Consider the following 16221-nt stretch of genomic DNA (forward strand, 5'->3'; position numbering starts at 1 on the left):
CCCCCTATGCCGCTTGACCCCGTCCATGTAGACGGGATAGACTCGCTCGCGCGACGTATACGCGACGACTACGACGACCCAGACGAGTCGGGCGACGTAGACCAACTCTGGTCTTTCCTCGACCCTCTACGTGACGACGGACGCGCCGTCCTCGAACCCGTCGGCGACCTGCGCAGACGCGCCGTTTCGCTCCAAGACATCGCGCTCATCGACGACGAGTTCCCGTCCCAACACGGCGTCGACGCGGGGACGCTCAACCCGCGGTCGTTTACCAACGGTCTGACGGTCGACGTTGCACACGCCGCCGCGGCGTCTGTTCCGAGCGATCTTGACCTCCACCGTAGGCGCACCATCGTCACGGCGGCGCAGTCTCCCAACCACCGTGTCGAACTCCCCGACGACTGGCTCTCTTTCGACGACGACGCCACCGACGGACGCGTCGTACAAGCGCCGCGCGACACCGACAACCCACGCGAGGCTGTCCATGTCTTCGCGCTCTACCTCTCCGAGTCGACGCATCTCGGAAAGACCCTCGACGCCGCCGAGGACCTCGTCTACATCGACGGACCCCTCTACCCCCTCGCCCTCCTCCGGTGGCTCGGCGTCGACCCCGCCTTCGGACGCACGGATCTGACGGGCGAAATACTGTCGAACTACTTCGGAACGTACGACGACGCCCTCGAAGACTCGACGCCCGTCGTCGGCTTCGTCAAGAACCCTTCGTCGTCGCGCGTCGTAAGCCGTCTCCGCGAAACCGACGCACCGCCCGTCCCTTGGTCGGACGACGCGGGCTTCTTCCGTTACTTCCTATCGACCGACGCGAACGACCTGACGTTCACAAACTGGTTCGTCTCGCGTCTCTACACCGACCAGCTTTTCGATGTCGCGCCCCCCGAAGCGCCCGACGACGACTACCTCCCCGCTGTCATGTACGTCCACGATCCGCGCCACGGAACCGTCCACCGCGCCGAGGCACCGTACGGCTTCGTCCGCGACGACGCGACACGCGAGGCTCTCACGAGACAGACGCTAAAGGAGGTCGCCGTCTCACGCGTGCCCCGTGCGGTCGCACGCGCCGACTCCCTCGCACGCGTCACCCCCGACCAGCGCGAGGGTATCGTCAGACGTTTCGAGGAGGCTTTCGATGCCGTCGAGGAGACCAACTACAACCGCGACCGGTGGGGCTACGTCAGGTCGTCGACGGGGTTGACGCTGTAGCTTATCGACAGAACGCCGTCGGTCGAACGCAGTGATCCCACGAAGTCACGTACGTCGTCGAGCGACCCTTCGATAACGAAAAGCTCCATACAGTACTCGTCGCCACCGATACACGAATGGACGTTGCTCCTCACAGTATCCTCATTCTCGTGGCGCATCCGTATCATCTCGCCCTCAACGTCGCTGTTCTCGAACTCGAAGATGACAGTAACCGTCGCCACGAGATGCCGCCCTTCGAGCTTCGAGTCCTCAAACTCACCCATCAACGACCGCGCCGACTCACGCAGTAGCTCACTCCTGCCCGAGTACCCGTGTTCGTCGGCGAAGTCGTCCATCTGTTCGAGAAGCTCCTCCGGAACCGATATGCTGACAACAGCCATGTTATTAATCCTCGTCTCCTACGATAAAAACAGTTGTTAACTCCGCTTCGGTCAACCGACTGCGGTCTTGTCCCCCACGGTAACTCTTACCGTAGGTTAGGGGAGGTTTTATATGTTTGGGATACGTAAGTATAAGCGTGATGGTTAAGGAGAATACCAAGACAAAGGAATCGGTCAAGGAGTACGAGCAGGAGGTGGAAGAAGAGGAGGAGACGGAGGAGGATCAGGAACTCGTATGCCCCGAATGCGGCTCCGAGGATCTCGTAGAGGACGCCGAGCGCGCCGAGGTCGTCTGTAACGACTGCGGTCTCGTCGTCGAGGAGGATCAGGTCGACCGTGGACCCGAATGGCGCGCGTTCGACTCCGACGAGCGTGACGACAAGTCGCGTGTGGGCGCGCCGATGACCAAGAGGATGCACGACAAGGGGCTGACGACCAACATCGACTGGCGCGACAAGGACGCCTTCGGGCAGTCGCTCTCGGCGGATCGTCGCGCACAGATGAAACGGCTGAGGAAGTGGCAGAACCGTATACGTACATCGGGTTCGAAGGAACGTAACCTCCAGTTCGCGCTCGGTGAGATCGACCGTATGGCTTCGTCGCTCAACATCCCCGAGTCGACGCGCGAAATCGCATCGATGATCTACCGTCGCGCGCTCGACGAGAACCTGCTCCCGGGGCGTTCCATCGAGGCGGTTTCGGCTTCGGCGCTCTACGCGGCGTGCAGGCAGGAGAACATACCCCGTTCACTCGACGAGATCTCGGACGTTTCGCGCGTCGAGAAGCAGGAGGTCGCGCGCACATACCGTTACATCGCGCGTCAGCTTGAGCTTGAGATCGGTCCGACCGACCCCGCCGAGTTCGTGCCGCGGTTCGCGTCCGAACTCGGTCTTAGCGAGGAGGTTCAGCAGAAGGCGATAGAGATAATCGAGGACACCGCAGAGGAGGGTCTGCTTTCGGGTAAGTCGCCGACGGGTTACGCCGCGGCGGCTATCTACCTCGCCTCGATACTCTGTAACGATAAGAGGACTCAGAAGGAGGTCGCGGAGGCGGCGAACGTCACCGAGGTCACGATACGTAACCGGTACCACGAGCAGGCTGAGGCTATCGGCGCGGGTGTGTGATGGCTGAAAACCCTGTTTTAGCCTAACGAAGCCTTTTGTGGCGCGGGTCCGAAGGTGTGTTTATGCGTAGAAGGGAGTTCGTCGCGTCGTCGGCGCTCGCCTCTTCCCTGCCTGTGTCGGGTTGCATAGGCGCGTTCGGAGACGCCGGGAACGAGGGTACGACCGACGGCGGAGGCGAGGACGACACCGCCTCCTACGCTCTCTCCGTCTCCGTCGAACACCCTCGGTACGTCGTCACCGTGTCCTCGACGTTCTCGAACGAGATGAACACCGCGGAGACGGTCGAAGCCTTCGATGAACCCGCGCGTGGTTACGTGCGCGAGGCGGTTGAGGAGGGACGCGTCTCCGTCGAAGAAGCCGACGACGCTCTCTTGGAAGCCCTCCGCGGTGTCGAGCACGTACGTGACGGCGACGACGTTTACGCGGTTGGGTACAGCCTTCCCGAATACGTCGTTTCGGGTACGGTCGCCGACGTTTCCGAGGATGAGGTTGACGACGACCGTGTGGTGCATGCCACCGACGACGTACTCCGCGCGCTCGGACCCGACAACCGCCAGATACTGATGATGCGAACCTCGGTTATCGGGGGCGGACGCGGCGAACTCGAAACGTGTGAGTACCGCACGACTTCGCTCACCGAGGAACTCGAAAGCTTCCTCGAAGAGACCGACTACATCGGCGTTTCGACGAGCAAGAACCCGACCGTTACGGACGAGTACGTCGAACTCGAACTTTCGCGCCGAGACCCCGAAGAGTACTACGTCGAAGCCGAAAGGCTGACCCACGAGGAACTCTTCGGCGTCGAAGAGGTGCGCGAACCCGGCTCGCTACCCGACGATGTCGCCGACGTTGTCCGCTCTGCCGTCGATGACGGCTACCGCGGCGACAGAATCCCCGACGGCTTCGAGGACGCGACGGGTGACGCCTACTTCCTTATATACGACGAGGCGTACCGTCCCGAACTACGTGAACCCGAGTACCAGGACGCGCCCGTCAAGGTACGCGCAGAGGTCACCGACGCGGGGTACGAAGAGGTGAACGAAATCCCCGACGAGGAGGAGCTTGAGGGGTACCGTGAGGAGTACGAGAATTCGACGCGTAACGGCGACGAAGAAACAGCCGAGGAGATAAGGGACAGGCTCCGCGACGGGTACAGCCCCGACGACGCCGGCGTGTTCACTCTGTCGTTGACCAACACGTCCGACGCGCCCGTTGAACTGTTCAGCGGCGCGCCCGCACCGTTCGGCGTCCTGACGGCTGAGAAGGTCGATGACGAAGACGACGAAACGCGCGGGCGTATCGTCTGGTCGGAGGCGTACGCCGAGAGCCAACACGTCAGCTTCGGACCGCGTGGTGTAGCTGTAAACGCAATCGGTCTCACCACACGGCTCGACGCGGACGGCACCGAAACTGAGACGTACGAAGTCGGCTTCCCGCCGGGCAAGTACCGCGTCGAGGAGGAGCTTGACGTCTCGCGTTCAGTCGGTGAGGGCTACGGCGACGGCGAGACGTACCCTTACACGGTCGTTATCGATGTGAACGACACCGAAGCCTAAGACCTAAGACGCGTCCGCGCGTAGCCGCGGGTATGCCTGACGAAGAGTACGACTCTCTTTCGCTCTCCGAAATCTACTCAGAACTCGACCTTGAGATAGACGAGGACGAGTTCCGCGAACGCGTCGACGACAAGGTCGAACAGATGGGGGGTCTGTGCGACGAACCCACGGCGGCGAAGCTCGTTGCGCATGAACTCGAAGAGGATCGCGTCTACGATATCGCCGATGTCACAGCCGAGAAGGACGAGGTGCGTTTCGTCGGTAAGGTCACGTCCGTCGGCGAACCCAAGGAGTTCGAACGTGACGAGGGCGAAGACGGTATGGTGGCGAACGTACGTGTACGTGACGAAACGGGTGAGATACGTGTCGCTCTCTGGGACGAGTACGCCGCGAGCGTCGGTGAACTCGAAAAAGGAGACGTTCTCAAGGTCAAGGGCGCGCCCAAGGATGGCTGGAACGGCGGCGTCGAGATAAACGCGCGCGAGATCGAGGTCGATGACGACGACGAGTTCGATGTTGACGTCGACACGTCCGAAGGTGCTGTCGGTGCGGGCGACGTTTCCGCGGGCGCGTCGGACGTGACGGTCGTAGGACGCGTACTCGAAACCTCCGAACCGCGTACCTTCGACCGCGACGACGGCGAGGGGAAGGTCGCAAACATCGCCGTCGGCGATGAGACGGGCTGGGTACGTGTCGCTCTCTGGGACGACCGCGCCGACGACGTTTCTTCGCTCGGTTCGGGCGATGTTGTCCGTGTACGTGACGGCTACGCGCGTGAACGTGACGGCGGCGTGGAGGTAAACGTCGGTTCGCGCGGAAGCGTCGAACGCGTCGCCGAGGACGAACTCGAAGACGAAGTCGAGTTCCATCCGGATCCCACACCAGTCGTAGAACTCGAAATCGACGAGACGTACGACGTCGCGGGCGTCGTGACCGACACGGGTGAGACACGCACCTTCGACCGCGACGACGGCTCTCAGGGCAAGGTTCGTAACGTACGTCTCCGCGACGACACGGGCGAGGTACGTGTCGCTCTCTGGGGCGACAAGGCGGATCTGTCGTTCGCACCCGGCGACGAGGTCGCTATACTCAACATGGAGGCACAGGAGGGATGGAACGACGGTGTCGAAGGAAGCGTAAACTGGGCTTCGACCGTCTACGTCCGTAGCAGGGGTTCGCTCGAAGGAGAGGAGGACGGCGAACGCTCCGAGGCGGGTCTCGACTCGTTTACGTGACTACGCGACCACCCGACTACGCCGAACGTATCTTCTCGGCGACGAGTTCGGCGAACGTGCTCGTCGACACCTTCTCTCCGCCCTCTATCTGTCTGTGTATGTCGTAAGTGACGGTGCGATCCTGTATCGTCGCCTCGACGGCGTCCTTGACGTGCTCCGCGGCGTCGAACCAGCCGAACTCCTCGAACATGATACGTCCCGTGAGTATCATCGCCGTCGGGTTGACCTTGTCCTGTCCGGCGTACTTGGGCGCGCTTCCGTGCACGGGTTCGAAGACGCCGCGTACGTCGCCTATGTTCGAACCCGGCGCGATTCCTAAGCCGCCGACCTGACCCGCGGCGGCGTCGCTCAGGTAGTCGCCGTTGAGGTTAGGCATCGCAAGAACGCCGTACTCATCCGTCCGTGTCAGCAACTGCTGGAGCATGTTGTCGGCGATACGATCCTTGATAACGACCTTTCCTTCGGGACGTTCGCCGTCGTACTCCTCCCAGAGTTCGTCCTCGGAGATCGTCCTTTCGGGGAACTCCTCCTCTGCGAGTTCGTAGCCCCAGTCGCGGAACGCACCCTCGGTGTACTTCATGATGTTGCCCTTGTGGACGAGCGTCACCGTCTCGCGCCCGCGGTCGATCGCGTACCGTATCGCCTTACGTACGAGACGTTTGGTCTTGCGCTCGCTGATAGGCTTGACTCCTATACCCGCGTCGTCGGGTACGTCCTCGCCCATCTCCTCGTTGAGGAAGCCGCGTATCTTCTCGGCGTCGTCGCTCTCAGCCTCGTACTCGATACCTGAGTAGACGTCCTCGGTCGCCTCGCGGAAGACGATCATGTCCATGTCCTCGGGCGAGTTGACGGGCGAAGGGACGCCCTGTAGGTAGTAGACGGGACGTATGTTGGCGTAAAGATCGAGGTTCTTCCTTATGGCGACGTTGAGCGAACGGAACCCCGCGCCGACGGGTGTCGTCAGAGGACCCTTGAGCGCGACGTTGAACTGACGTATCGCTTCCAACGTCTCGTCGGGCAGGAGTTCGTCGTACTCTTCCTCCGCGCGGTCGCCCGCGTAGACCTCAGTCCAGTGTATCTCGCGCCCCGTCTCATCCGCCGCGGCGTCGAGAACCCTCTGCGCCGCCGGCGTAACGTCCTGACCTATGCCGTCACCCGTGATATACGGTACTATCGGTTCTTCGGGGACGACGAGTTCGCCGTCCTCGGCTTCTACGCGTTCGCCCTCTTCCGGAATCTCTACCCTATCAAACTCCATGTCCTCACCTACCACCGAGCATAAGTTTACTCTTGTGTTTCATTCGTCATCTTTTTTGACGAACGAACGCCTCAAGATGTCGAGATGAGGTAGACGGATACGAGGGCGAGCGTGATACCGACGACCTTCCGTGTCGTCACCGTCTCCTCGAAGAAGACGACGCCCAAGACGGACGACGCCGCGAGGAAGAGACCGAAGATAGGTACCACGACGCTCACGGGTCCTTCGGCAAGCGCACGGTAGTACGCGAGTATACCGACGGCGAGACAGACACCCGCGGCGTAGATGTAGACGGCGCTCCGACCCGTTAGATACGACGTGTCCCACTCGCCCGTGTACGCAACCACGCCTGCGGCGACGACGACGAGGACGGTGTTCGACATAAGCGCCGCGGTCGAACTCGGTATCTCGCGCGTGGCGAGGTCGACGAGCGGAGGTACGAGGCTATAAGCCAGTAGTGCGATAACTGCGTAGACGACGTAGTTCATACGCGACCTTCTCGCTCGACGCGTTTATACGGTACGAGTCCGCGTCTCCGGTATGAACGCTCAGTCCGACGCCGGAGACGAAGAAGGTGACGTTGTCGCCGACTGCCCCGCGTGTTCGTCGCGGGTACCTCACGAGGTTCTCAAGACGAACGGCAACGCGACGGTACGGTGCCTCGCGTGCGACCACGTACATAAGGAACATATACACGAACCCAGTACGGTCGAACTCCGTGTCGTCGTCTCTCAGGGCGACGAGTCTTTTTCGACCCATACGACGATCCGCGGCGACGAGACGGTGCGTGTCGGCGACGAGTTCGTTCTTGAGGCGGACGAAGGCGCCTTCGGCGTCGAGGTCACGAGCATCGAGGTTCCCGAGGACGGCGACAACCGACGTGTCGACGAAGCGACAGCCGATGACACTGCGACGGTCTGGACGCGCGTCGTGGACAACGTTTCCGTACCCGTCACCCTACACACCGACGACGAAACCGTCTCGCGGCGTATCGACGTACCCGGCGACTACAGCTTTGTTGTAGGCGAACGCGAGGAGGTCGACGGCGACGCCTTCGTGGTCACCGCCTTCGTCGACAGACGCACCGACGATAGTCTGAGCGTCGAGGGTGACGACGTGGATGCGAAGAACGCCAAACGCGTCTACGGTGAAGCCGTATGACCGACGGCGGGTACGCCGAGGAGCGCGACGCCCTTGTCGACTCGCTTGTCGAACGCGGGTACGTAGAGACCGATGCAGTCGAACGCGCTATGCGTGCCGTGCCGCGCGAGGTGTTTCTTCCCGAGGACGCACGCGGGCGCGTCTACAAGGACTCGCCTCTTCCCATCGGCGAGGGACAGACGGTAAGCGCGCCCCATATGGTGGCGATGATTACGGAGCGCCTCGACCTGAGCGAGGGCGACAGGACGCTCGAAGTCGGGACGGGACGCGGCTACCACGCCGCCGTCGTCGCGCGTACCGTCGGCGCTGAGAACCTGTACACGGTCGAACGTCAGGAGAAGCTCGCCGTCGAGGCGCGCCAGAACCTACCCGAAGAGGTCACAGTCGTCGTCGGTGACGGCTCCAAAGGGCTTGCCGAGGAAGCACCGTTCGACCGTATCTACCTCACATGCGCCGCGCCCGACGTACCCGGCTTCATCGACGACCAGCTACGCGAAGGCGGACGCTGTGTCCTACCCGCCGAAACCGGCGGTGCACAGAGGCTCGTTACCGTCGAGAAACGTGACGGCGAAACCGTCGTTAACGAGGGTGAACCCGTCCGTTTCGTACGTATGTACGGCGAGGAAGGGTTCTGACGGTGGACAGGAGAGCCTTCATCTCGGCTTCCGCGGTGGCTCTCTCAGGCTGTCTGATCGACGACACCGGTGGTTCGGACGGTGCGCCGAACGTCTCCGACGGGTGGAGCGCGCGCGACCTGAACCGTACCGGGGAGACGCCGTACGAGTCCGAAGACGAGGACGGGAACATACTGTCCCGGACAGGACGCGACTTGGCTATCGAAGGCGGTGCGGAGAGCCACGAGCTACGCGTCGAAGTACGTGACGACGGGGAGACGTTCTACTCGGTCGAGGGCGTCGTCGCCGCGGGCGCGATGTTCTCGGAGCAGAACGTAGTACGGAAACGCGGCGTCCACGAGGTGCGCGTCTACATAGACGGCGACCTCGTCGAGACGTTCGGCTGGCGCGTGGACGACGGACATTCGACGGCTCTCGTGAGGTTAGAGAACGGCGTCACGACGCGTGTAGGGGAGGTTTCGGGAGCTCTAAACCTCGTGCAGGCGGACGGATACGAGGGCGCATCCTCGCTAAACGAAACCGATCTTCTCGAACACGACGCGATCGCAGAAGCGTTCGACAGGGCGGAGGACTGCGCCGACGATCCCGGACGAGAAGGCTGTAACAGCTTCGCCGACGAGGATACGATCGGCGTAGAGGTGACGGGCGTCAAAGGCGAAGAACTCGACGCAGTCTACAGGAGGTTAGGCTCTGTCGGCGAACGCGACACGGGCGCTTACGTCGAAAAGGACGGCGTCGTGTACGAGCTATCCGTCTCGACGCCTCTCTGACTAACTGCTTTCGCCGCGTTTCCTCTCGACACGGTACTCGGTGATAAGCTCGTCAACCGTCTCCTCGGCGCGGCGCAGACGGCGCTCCTCGGCGCGTTCGTCCCACCGTTCGACTGCGTCGCGTACGTCCTCCTCGCGCATTATACCGAACTCGTCGATACGCCGCATATCGATACCGTCCGCCTCTGCGACGGGTACGCCGGCGTCGAAAAGCACCCGATCCGCTTCGGTCGACATACCCCCGTTCTTGAGAACGAGACGCGGCGACGTACCGGCGAGACGTTCGGCGGTCGCGCGCCCCGCGCCGCTCGCGTCTTCGAGAAGGACGATATCGCCCTCTGCGAGACCGAAGGAGTTCTCGGCGTCTTCGAGAGCCGTCTTTGTGAACTCCTCGACCGCCTTGACCACGGCGTAGTCGTCGCCGAGTTCGTCCGCAAAGTCGGGGTGTTCGACACGCCAGAGCTTCTTGAGTCTGTCGAGCTTCCCGCGCGTTTTCTTACGCGCCTTCCTCTCCTTCTTGAGCTTTCTACGTAGCTCGTCGTTCTTGCGTTCGAGACGTTTTACCTCACGTCTCTCACGCACGTCGCGCGCCTTGTCGCTCCTCGCCATCGTTAGCTCGTCCTCAAGTTCGTCTATCTCGTCGTTCTTACGGTCGACGCGATCCTCCAACTCCTCGACGTGCTCCTTGAGACGCCCGACCTGCTTTTCGAGACGACGTATCTGTTTCTCCTCCTCAGTGGGTTCGCGCTGGTCGTCGCTCCCGCCGTCCCCTTCGTCGTCACCGTCGTCGCGAACCGCCTCGATGGCTGACTCGACGGGGAGTTCGTCGACGAGTACGCGCGCTATAACGTCGTCCTTGTCGACACCGCGCGGTGTCTTGCGCCTGACCTTGTCGAATACGTCGGCGTGGTCGCGGTACGCGAACGTCGCCGCCGCCGCGGCGTCGCGCTCGTGGTCGTTTTCGAGCCTGTACTCGTCCTCGTTCGTAGCGCGTTTCTTGTCGACCACGGCGAGGTCGTCGTCGGGCGTCCATCCCGAGGCGTCGAAAGACCGGCGTATCTTCTCGACGTTGCTCGGCATCGAACGGACGTCGGCGGCGACGACGACGGGGCGTCCGCGTTCTATTATCCATTCGATCACCTCCGCGGTGTCGGCGCTCCTCGAACTCGTTACGTTGAGTAGCTCGCCGTTGAGATCCAAGACAGCAACCGCGGTCGTCGTTCCGGGGTCGACACCCACGACGACCGTCTCGCGCCTCTGTGCGAGGCTTTCGAACTCGATACCGTCGCGGCGTACGGCGTCGACCTCGATACGCGTGTCCCCCGAACGTTCGTCGGAGAAAGGTATGACGTCGCGGGGTGCTTTTACGACGAACTCGGCGTTTGCGAGACCGCCGTACTTCTCCGTCACCTCCTTGTCGTACTCGAATCCCGCCTCGTCGAGTCTGTCCTCGACCTCGCGCGCCCTCCGTCTCACAGCGCCGTGTATCTTACGCGTGTACCTGTCCTCGCTCCATCCTCCGCTTCCCGTCGAACGACCGCGTGAGACACGTACGGTCGTCTTGTCGTCGAACGCGCGTACGGCGTAGCCGACGTTCATACCCGCGAGACGCGCCGACGCCTCCGCCTCCTTCGATGGCTTCTTTGCGTACGGCACGTCGTGGCGCGATGCGACACGTGAAAGCGGCTCAGGCTCCTCGTCGCCCGTCACCTGTACGAGACACGTCTCCGCGGGTAGACGGCGCAGAAGACGTACCAAGCCGTCCTTGTCCTCCGCGATCTCGTAGACGTTGTCGGTGGCGACGATGCTCGGCTTCTCGTCGGCGACGAGACGGAGTAGCTTCCTGCGCGAAACCACGTCGTGTTCGACACCGTCCCCGGAGAGACGGACGAGCGCGTACGAAGGAGAGTCACCACGTACGTCGCCGCTGTGTACGTCGACGCCGTATACGGTCACGTCGAGCGCGTCTGTGCGGCTCTTCACGGTTCCGTTACGTACCGCGAGAGCTTAAAACGTCGGTCTACCCCGTCGTTTCTACACGGAGACGGACACTTACGGCGCTCGCAACCTCGTCCGGGAGCGAAACCTCGTCGCCGCCCTCGGTCACCACCGTCACCATGCCGAAAGGCGCGACCTCCTCGACCTCCAAAGCCACCTCCGGACGGATCCCGTGCTCGTCGAGGTAACGCAGTACATCGGCGTCCTCGTCCACGACGCTCTCGACGACAGCCTCGTCGCCCTCGTCGCAGTCGCCGAGGGTCTCACCGTCTTCGTCGGGCGGTTCGAGGTCTGCACCCGGTATTGGCGCGCCGTGGGGATCGCTCTCAGGCTCACCGAGGGCGTCTGCGACACGCGCCTCGAACTCCTCGCTGATATGGTGTTCGAGACGATCCGCCTCGTCGTGTACCTCGCTCCAGTCGTAGTCGAGCGCCTCCGCAAGGTACGCCTCTATGAGCCTGTGGTGACGGACGACCTCGACGGCGACCGTACGTCCCTCCTCTGTCAGGTTCGTCCCGCCGTACTTCTCGCGCTCCACAAGACCCCGGTCGGCGAGCTTGTCAAGCGTGTTGGTGACCGTCGGCTGTGAAACGTCGAGTTCATCGGCGAGTTCGGAGGTACGTACATCGCCGCCGAGGCTGTAGATAGCCTTGAGGTAGTCCTCCATAACAGGGCTGAGCATGGGTGGGTTAGCCTCGGCTAAGGCTTAAGTTTACTGACGCGAACCCACGATATCGTCGCGCAGACGCCGCGCCTCGTCGCGTGTCTCATACTCGGCGAGCGTATCCGCCACCTCCTCTATCGCCTCCAACGAACGCACCGACGTGTCGAGAAAGTCGAGTACGTCGCCCTCGTAGGCGTAAAGACCGTACTCCGCCTCCAGCGCCTCAACGATACGTGAAGGCGACATACCTTCGCGCCGGAGTTCGATCAGGTGCCGAACGAACTTTCTCTCCGGACATCCGCAGTAGGGCGCGTTGTCGTGGTCACAGTCCATAAAATCCGTCACGAACTCAAGCAGAGCGTCGCGTGTACCGGCGTCGAGCTTCTCTATCTCGTCGGTACTGTACAGTATGTCGAGCGCCGCGCCCGAAAAGACGTTCCGTGGCATGTTCCGATCCATACGGCTCGAAAGACGGCGCGCGTTCTTGACGTAGACACGGTCGGTTATCGCCACGTTCGCCGTACTCACTGCCCGCACAAACCGCTTTCGACACGTTTTTAGCCGCGACCGAAGTACGAAGACACGTGGCCGGGGTAGGGTAGTGGTTATCCTTTGGCCTTGTGGAGGCCAAGACCCGGGTTCGATTCTCGGTCCCGGCCCTATGTACTGAACGCAGAGTTAAGATCGTCGGCGTCTATTTCAAACTCAGTTTCCCAGTTCTCGTAGTCTTCGGTAACCGGTTTCTGATCTCCCGGTTCGGAACCCCGTGCCTCGTTCATCTCTTCGACAGTCTCGAAGACAGCTTTGGGCGTGACCGGTGTAGACACGTACCCATCGAAGACCGGATCGGTATCATGTCCGAGTGAGACAGCCTTACATCTGATGCCACGTTCCTTCACCGCCCTAACGACTTCTTTCCCCGGGATATCAGCCGTCTTCTCGCTCACCGCGACCAGATCCACCTCGTTGTCGACTATATCGAGCGCCTGCTTTCCGCTCGTCGCCGACCAAACGTTGTAGATGGGGCGGAGCGTTGTTTCGAACTCCGAAACGACCCGTCTGTCACTCGCCACGACGAGTACGTTTCCTTCTACGGGGGTCAATGCCCCACCCCCTTCTCGCCCGCGGCTACCGTGTATGCTGAGGATCTCTGTATCACGTCTAACCGTAACTTAGGCTTTTCACTGTATAAGCAACACCCCGATATTATCAGAAGTGAAATTTTAGGGGCGTACCGCGTTACCGCGTAAGATCAACGAGCCGTCACGCCAGCTTCTATCCGTCGATGTCTACAGGTGGTACCTCATCCGGCTTACCGTTTCCTGATTCGCTTTTTGCCTCCGGGAGTTTAGACTCTTTTCCCCTCTCCTGATCACCGGTCTCGAGACGTTCAACGGACTCCTCTATCTCGTCCGCCATCTGTGCTTGCTCCTCCGCTACCGCCGCCACACTGTCTATCTCCTCGGCGACCTCCTTCGACTGCTCGTAAGCGTCGTCGACCGTCGCGGCTATCTCCTCCGTGCTCGCCGCCTGTTCGTCGGTTGCCTCCGAGACTTCCTTTATTCCGCTGACAGTCTCATCGACCGACTCGACGATATCTCTGAGCATCTCCATCGTCTCTTCCACCTCCTTGACCCCCTTGGCGATACGCTGTTGTGTCTCTTCGAGGCTGTCGACGGTGTTCTCGGTCGTCTCCTCGACACCTTTGAGCATCCCCTCTATCTCGTCCGTCTGTTCCTGTGACTCGTCGGCGAGTGACTTCACCTCATCCGCTACGACCTTGAAACCGCTTGCATCGTCCCCTGCCCGTGCCGCCTCTATGTTGGCGTTGAGCGCGAGGATATGCGTCTGGTCGGATATGTCGTTTATAACCTGTATCACCTTATCTATCTCGTCGACGGTGTTCTTCAGCTCCTCCACGTCCTTCCGAACCTCCTCGCTCGCAGCCTCAACCTCATCCATCACGTCGATGACCTTTTCGCCGCGCTTCATCCCTTTGGAGGCTAACTCCCTAGCTTCTTCGCTGTTTTTAGAAACGTCGTTTGCCGTCGCGGCTATCTCTTCTACCCTAGCGCTCATCTCCGACACCTCCTCGGAGATCGTCTCGTTCTGGCTGACCTGGTCGTCGGCTATGCCGCTTATCTCCCCTGCGCTTTCCGCCGCCTTCTCGGTTGCCGAACTCAGGTCGGTGGCGGCTCCTCTAACCTGTGTCGCGACGCGTTGCTGGCGTTCGAGACTGTCCTCTATCTCCTGAACGTAAGCCGAATTCATGTAGGTCTCAACCGTCACCTGGGTGTCGAGGTTTATTATCTTGAGTATCGAATGTAGCTCTCTGAGACCCTTCTCGATCTCTTTGCATACCTCTTCTTTGGTGGCATCGTTGACCTCGCCGTTCAGCTCATCGGACACGGTTTTGTTTATCCTTTCGGTGATGAGAGGTACCAGAAGGTTGTAATAGACGCCGTACTGACCGATGTACTGCTTCATCGGCATTTCGAGTATATCATGGAGCTTGCCGATACGTGCCCTGTCGGTAAAGTAATCCTTTCCGTACTCACCGTCAGCGAGCGTTACGAGGTACGCCTTCTGTGTCTTCTTCAGCTGATCCAAGCCCTTGGGGGAGCGTGACATAACCTCAACCGTCTGACTATGCTCCTGTATGTTCTCGTAGAACATATCGGCGATCTCGTCGGCGTTCTCCTCAAAGACGTCCCGGTACCTCGTCAGCCTTTCTACATCATCTTCACCGAAGTCCACGAACTCCTTACGCCACTCTATCTCGTCCTCGTTGAGCCCTATCTCTGAAACCAACTCCTCCTCGTCCACCATACGGTTCAGTTTTCCCTTTCCGAGGTATTCCCTGTAGTCCATAATATGATACCTAACCCAGATGATCCACCGCATGTATATAATATGATGGTCGAGATTATTACGTCTGATACTCGCGGCTTAAGGGTTATACGTGGTCTTCCTAACCTTCTAATATGGAAGCAAAAACGCAGGTCGTTGAGTTTGAACTCGCGGGTAAGGTCTTTGCCACTCAGATACACAACGTGCGCGAGATAGTCGAAAAGCCCGATGTCACCGAGTTACCTAACACGCCTGACTGCGTCGAAGGCGTCATTAACCTGCGCGGCGAGACAGCTACACTCCTCAACCCGAAGCCTATACTCAACGTGGGCAACAGCGTCAAAGGCAACCGCCTCCTCGTCACCGAAAGCGATGGCGATACTACGGGTATCCTCGTCGACTCCGTCAACGAGGTCTACCAGATATCCGATGAAGATCTGCAGGATATAGACGACTTTGACGAAGAAGAAACATCACAGGGGGTCTTCAGAACCGAGAACAGCAACAAGGACGACTTCGTGGTTCTGATAGACATAGGTAGGATGGAAGCGGACGTTTCCAAGGAGGTTCAGCAACGGACGTAGATACTGTTCCCCCTGTCGATGAGTTCAAGCTCGTCCCGGAGAGTTCTAGGCACCGACTCGGACTTACCGATGATCAGGTATCCGCCTTCCTTCAGTGAACTCTTGAGCGTCTCGTAAACGCTCTCGCTGTACTTCGGATCTATGTAGATGAACAGGTTTCTGCACATCACTATGTCCTTACGCGGCATCGGTCCGTCGGCTATGAGATCGTGTTCACGGAACGTGATGTTTTTTATCAGATCGTTCACCTCGTACCTGCCGTTCTCTTCTGAGATATACCCCAGCATCTCGGGGTCAAACCCCGATATCTGATCGTTGATGTCGCTCGTCTGTAATGAGTTGTAGACACCCTTGTACGCCGTCTCAAGGCTCTTTTCATCTATATCGGACGCCAGTATCTCGTGTTCGATACCGTCTCTCTCAAGCAACATGCTCAAAGAGTAGGGTTCGCGTCCGTCGCTACACGCGGCTGACCACGCCTCAACCGGCTTCCCGATGTCCTCGACTATCTCCGAAACCGCTGACCAGACCGAAGGGTCTCGAAAAAAGCCCGTCACGTTCACCGAGAGGCTCTCGATCAGCGCCTCGCGTTCCTCGACGCTCTGTTCAAGCAAGTTTAGATACTCACTGTACTCCGATGCCTCCGTCCTGTGCATCCTCGCGGATACCCTCCTCTCTAGATGCCTTCTGTCGTAGTACTCGATCTCAAACCCCGACGCGCGATCCACGACACCGAGTACCTCGTCAAGGTAGCTGTCCCCGTCTTCCTTCTCAACCTTCTCGGACAT

At 60.3% G+C, this 16221-nt stretch carries 17 protein-coding genes and 1 tRNA gene; 9 read left to right on the forward strand and 9 right to left on the reverse strand.

Going from position 1 to position 16221, the window contains the following annotated elements; all coding sequences use genetic code 11:
• Nucleotides 1–6 precede the first annotated feature (6 nt).
• Nucleotides 7–1218 (forward strand): DNA double-strand break repair nuclease NurA, encoded by a 1212-nt coding sequence (locus tag EGH25_RS03410; protein WP_266086221.1) that lies wholly within the window; start codon nucleotides 7–9, stop codon nucleotides 1216–1218.
• On the opposite strand, the gene EGH25_RS03415 is transcribed toward EGH25_RS03410, so the two are convergent.
• On the reverse strand, nucleotides 1185–1598 hold the full coding sequence (locus tag EGH25_RS03415) for a CopG family ribbon-helix-helix protein (protein ID WP_266086222.1): 414 nt from the start codon (nucleotides 1596–1598) through the stop codon (nucleotides 1185–1187). The two genes, EGH25_RS03410 and EGH25_RS03415, sit on opposite strands and share 34 nt — an antisense overlap.
• 140 nt (nucleotides 1599–1738) lie before the next feature.
• Here EGH25_RS03415 and EGH25_RS03420 point away from each other — a divergent pair, with 140 nt between their 5' ends.
• The 3 genes from EGH25_RS03420 (at nucleotide 1739) to EGH25_RS03430 (ending at nucleotide 5513) form a co-directional block, all read left to right on the forward strand.
• The gene (locus EGH25_RS03420; protein ID WP_266086224.1) at nucleotides 1739–2722 is read left to right on the forward strand and encodes a transcription initiation factor IIB; all 984 of its coding nucleotides are present in this window, start codon (nucleotides 1739–1741) and stop codon (nucleotides 2720–2722) included.
• A gap of 62 nt (nucleotides 2723–2784) precedes the next feature.
• Nucleotides 2785–4278: a DUF8130 domain-containing protein gene (locus EGH25_RS03425; RefSeq protein ID WP_266086226.1), complete on the forward strand. Its 1494-nt coding sequence runs from the start codon at nucleotides 2785–2787 to the stop codon at nucleotides 4276–4278.
• 32 nt (nucleotides 4279–4310) lie between these two features.
• Complete coding sequence (locus EGH25_RS03430; RefSeq protein ID WP_266086228.1) at nucleotides 4311–5513, forward strand: OB-fold nucleic acid binding domain-containing protein; 1203 nt, start codon at nucleotides 4311–4313, stop codon at nucleotides 5511–5513.
• A gap of 16 nt (nucleotides 5514–5529) precedes the next feature.
• Here the strand turns inward: EGH25_RS03430 and icd are convergent, their stop codons facing one another.
• A complete protein-coding gene (gene icd / locus EGH25_RS03435) occupies nucleotides 5530–6771 on the reverse strand; it encodes an isocitrate dehydrogenase (NADP(+)) (RefSeq protein WP_266086230.1) in 1242 nt (413 codons plus the stop codon).
• Nucleotides 6772–6842: 71 nt separating this feature from the next.
• Nucleotides 6843–7259, reverse strand: a complete 417-nt coding sequence (locus EGH25_RS03440; protein WP_266086232.1) for an EamA family transporter — start codon at nucleotides 7257–7259, stop codon at nucleotides 6843–6845.
• Between the two features lie 52 nt (nucleotides 7260–7311).
• Here EGH25_RS03440 and EGH25_RS03445 point away from each other — a divergent pair, with 52 nt between their 5' ends.
• The 3 genes from EGH25_RS03445 to EGH25_RS03455 are packed head-to-tail and all read left to right on the forward strand — an operon-like array spanning nucleotide 7312 to nucleotide 9337.
• Nucleotides 7312–7932: an HVO_0476 family zinc finger protein gene (locus EGH25_RS03445; RefSeq protein WP_266086234.1), complete on the forward strand. Its 621-nt coding sequence runs from the start codon at nucleotides 7312–7314 to the stop codon at nucleotides 7930–7932.
• Nucleotides 7929–8567 (forward strand): protein-L-isoaspartate O-methyltransferase, encoded by a 639-nt coding sequence (pcm, locus tag EGH25_RS03450; protein WP_266086235.1) that lies wholly within the window; start codon nucleotides 7929–7931, stop codon nucleotides 8565–8567. The genes EGH25_RS03445 and pcm overlap by 4 nt, the downstream gene beginning before the upstream one ends.
• 2 nt (nucleotides 8568–8569) lie before the next feature.
• Nucleotides 8570–9337, forward strand: coding sequence for an Ig-like domain-containing protein (locus tag EGH25_RS03455; protein WP_266086237.1), 768 nt, complete (start codon nucleotides 8570–8572; stop codon nucleotides 9335–9337).
• On the opposite strand, the gene EGH25_RS03460 is transcribed toward EGH25_RS03455, so the two are convergent.
• Genes EGH25_RS03460 through EGH25_RS03470 form a run of 3 tightly spaced genes read right to left on the reverse strand, consistent with a single transcriptional unit; the run spans nucleotide 9338 to nucleotide 12512 of the window.
• Complete coding sequence (locus EGH25_RS03460; RefSeq protein ID WP_266086239.1) at nucleotides 9338–11320, reverse strand: DUF460 domain-containing protein; 1983 nt, start codon at nucleotides 11318–11320, stop codon at nucleotides 9338–9340.
• Nucleotides 11321–11357: 37 nt separating this feature from the next.
• A complete protein-coding gene (locus tag EGH25_RS03465) occupies nucleotides 11358–12017 on the reverse strand; it encodes a metal-dependent transcriptional regulator (RefSeq protein ID WP_266086241.1) in 660 nt (219 codons plus the stop codon).
• A gap of 30 nt (nucleotides 12018–12047) precedes the next feature.
• Complete coding sequence (locus tag EGH25_RS03470) at nucleotides 12048–12512, reverse strand: DUF5814 domain-containing protein (protein WP_266086242.1); 465 nt, start codon at nucleotides 12510–12512, stop codon at nucleotides 12048–12050.
• A 74-nt stretch (nucleotides 12513–12586) separates the two neighbouring features.
• On the opposite strand from EGH25_RS03470, the gene EGH25_RS03475 reads away from it, so the two are divergent.
• Nucleotides 12587–12658 (forward strand) — tRNA-His (locus EGH25_RS03475).
• Here EGH25_RS03475 and EGH25_RS03480 read toward each other — a convergent pair.
• Complete coding sequence (locus tag EGH25_RS03480; protein WP_266086243.1) at nucleotides 12659–13102, reverse strand: DNA-binding transcriptional response regulator; 444 nt, start codon at nucleotides 13100–13102, stop codon at nucleotides 12659–12661.
• A 172-nt stretch (nucleotides 13103–13274) separates the two neighbouring features.
• Entirely contained in the window at nucleotides 13275–14870 is a 1596-nt protein-coding gene (locus tag EGH25_RS03485; protein ID WP_266086245.1) for a globin-coupled sensor protein, read from the reverse strand.
• 113 nt (nucleotides 14871–14983) lie between these two features.
• Between EGH25_RS03485 and EGH25_RS03490 the strand changes: the two genes are divergently transcribed.
• Complete coding sequence (locus EGH25_RS03490; RefSeq protein WP_266086247.1) at nucleotides 14984–15433, forward strand: chemotaxis protein CheW; 450 nt, start codon at nucleotides 14984–14986, stop codon at nucleotides 15431–15433.
• Here the strand turns inward: EGH25_RS03490 and EGH25_RS03495 are convergent.
• A complete protein-coding gene (locus EGH25_RS03495) occupies nucleotides 15418–16221 on the reverse strand; it encodes a CheR family methyltransferase (protein ID WP_266086248.1) in 804 nt (267 codons plus the stop codon). The genes EGH25_RS03490 and EGH25_RS03495 overlap by 16 nt on opposite strands.

Source organism: Halorutilus salinus (assembly GCF_026242195.1).
In the GTDB taxonomy this organism is placed as follows: Archaea; Halobacteriota; Halobacteria; order Halobacteriales; family Halorutilaceae; genus Halorutilus; species Halorutilus salinus.

Coding starts and splice junctions, on each gene's coding strand:
- EGH25_RS03410 (WP_266086221.1), top strand. CDS start 7: ATGCCGCTTGACCCCGTCCATGTAGACGGGATAGACTCGCTCGCGCGA.
- EGH25_RS03415 (WP_266086222.1), bottom strand. CDS start 1,598: ATGGCTGTTGTCAGCATATCGGTTCCGGAGGAGCTTCTCGAACAGATG.
- EGH25_RS03420 (WP_266086224.1), top strand. CDS start 1,739: ATGGTTAAGGAGAATACCAAGACAAAGGAATCGGTCAAGGAGTACGAG.
- EGH25_RS03425 (WP_266086226.1), top strand. CDS start 2,785: ATGCGTAGAAGGGAGTTCGTCGCGTCGTCGGCGCTCGCCTCTTCCCTG.
- EGH25_RS03430 (WP_266086228.1), top strand. CDS start 4,311: ATGCCTGACGAAGAGTACGACTCTCTTTCGCTCTCCGAAATCTACTCA.
- icd (WP_266086230.1), bottom strand. CDS start 6,771: ATGGAGTTTGATAGGGTAGAGATTCCGGAAGAGGGCGAACGCGTAGAA.
- EGH25_RS03440 (WP_266086232.1), bottom strand. CDS start 7,259: ATGAACTACGTCGTCTACGCAGTTATCGCACTACTGGCTTATAGCCTC.
- EGH25_RS03445 (WP_266086234.1), top strand. CDS start 7,312: ATGAACGCTCAGTCCGACGCCGGAGACGAAGAAGGTGACGTTGTCGCC.
- pcm (WP_266086235.1), top strand. CDS start 7,929: ATGACCGACGGCGGGTACGCCGAGGAGCGCGACGCCCTTGTCGACTCG.
- EGH25_RS03465 (WP_266086241.1), bottom strand. CDS start 12,017: ATGCTCAGCCCTGTTATGGAGGACTACCTCAAGGCTATCTACAGCCTC.
- EGH25_RS03485 (WP_266086245.1), bottom strand. CDS start 14,870: ATGGACTACAGGGAATACCTCGGAAAGGGAAAACTGAACCGTATGGTG.
- EGH25_RS03490 (WP_266086247.1), top strand. CDS start 14,984: ATGGAAGCAAAAACGCAGGTCGTTGAGTTTGAACTCGCGGGTAAGGTC.
- EGH25_RS03495 (WP_266086248.1), bottom strand. CDS start 16,221: ATGTCCGAGAAGGTTGAGAAGGAAGACGGGGACAGCTACCTTGACGAG.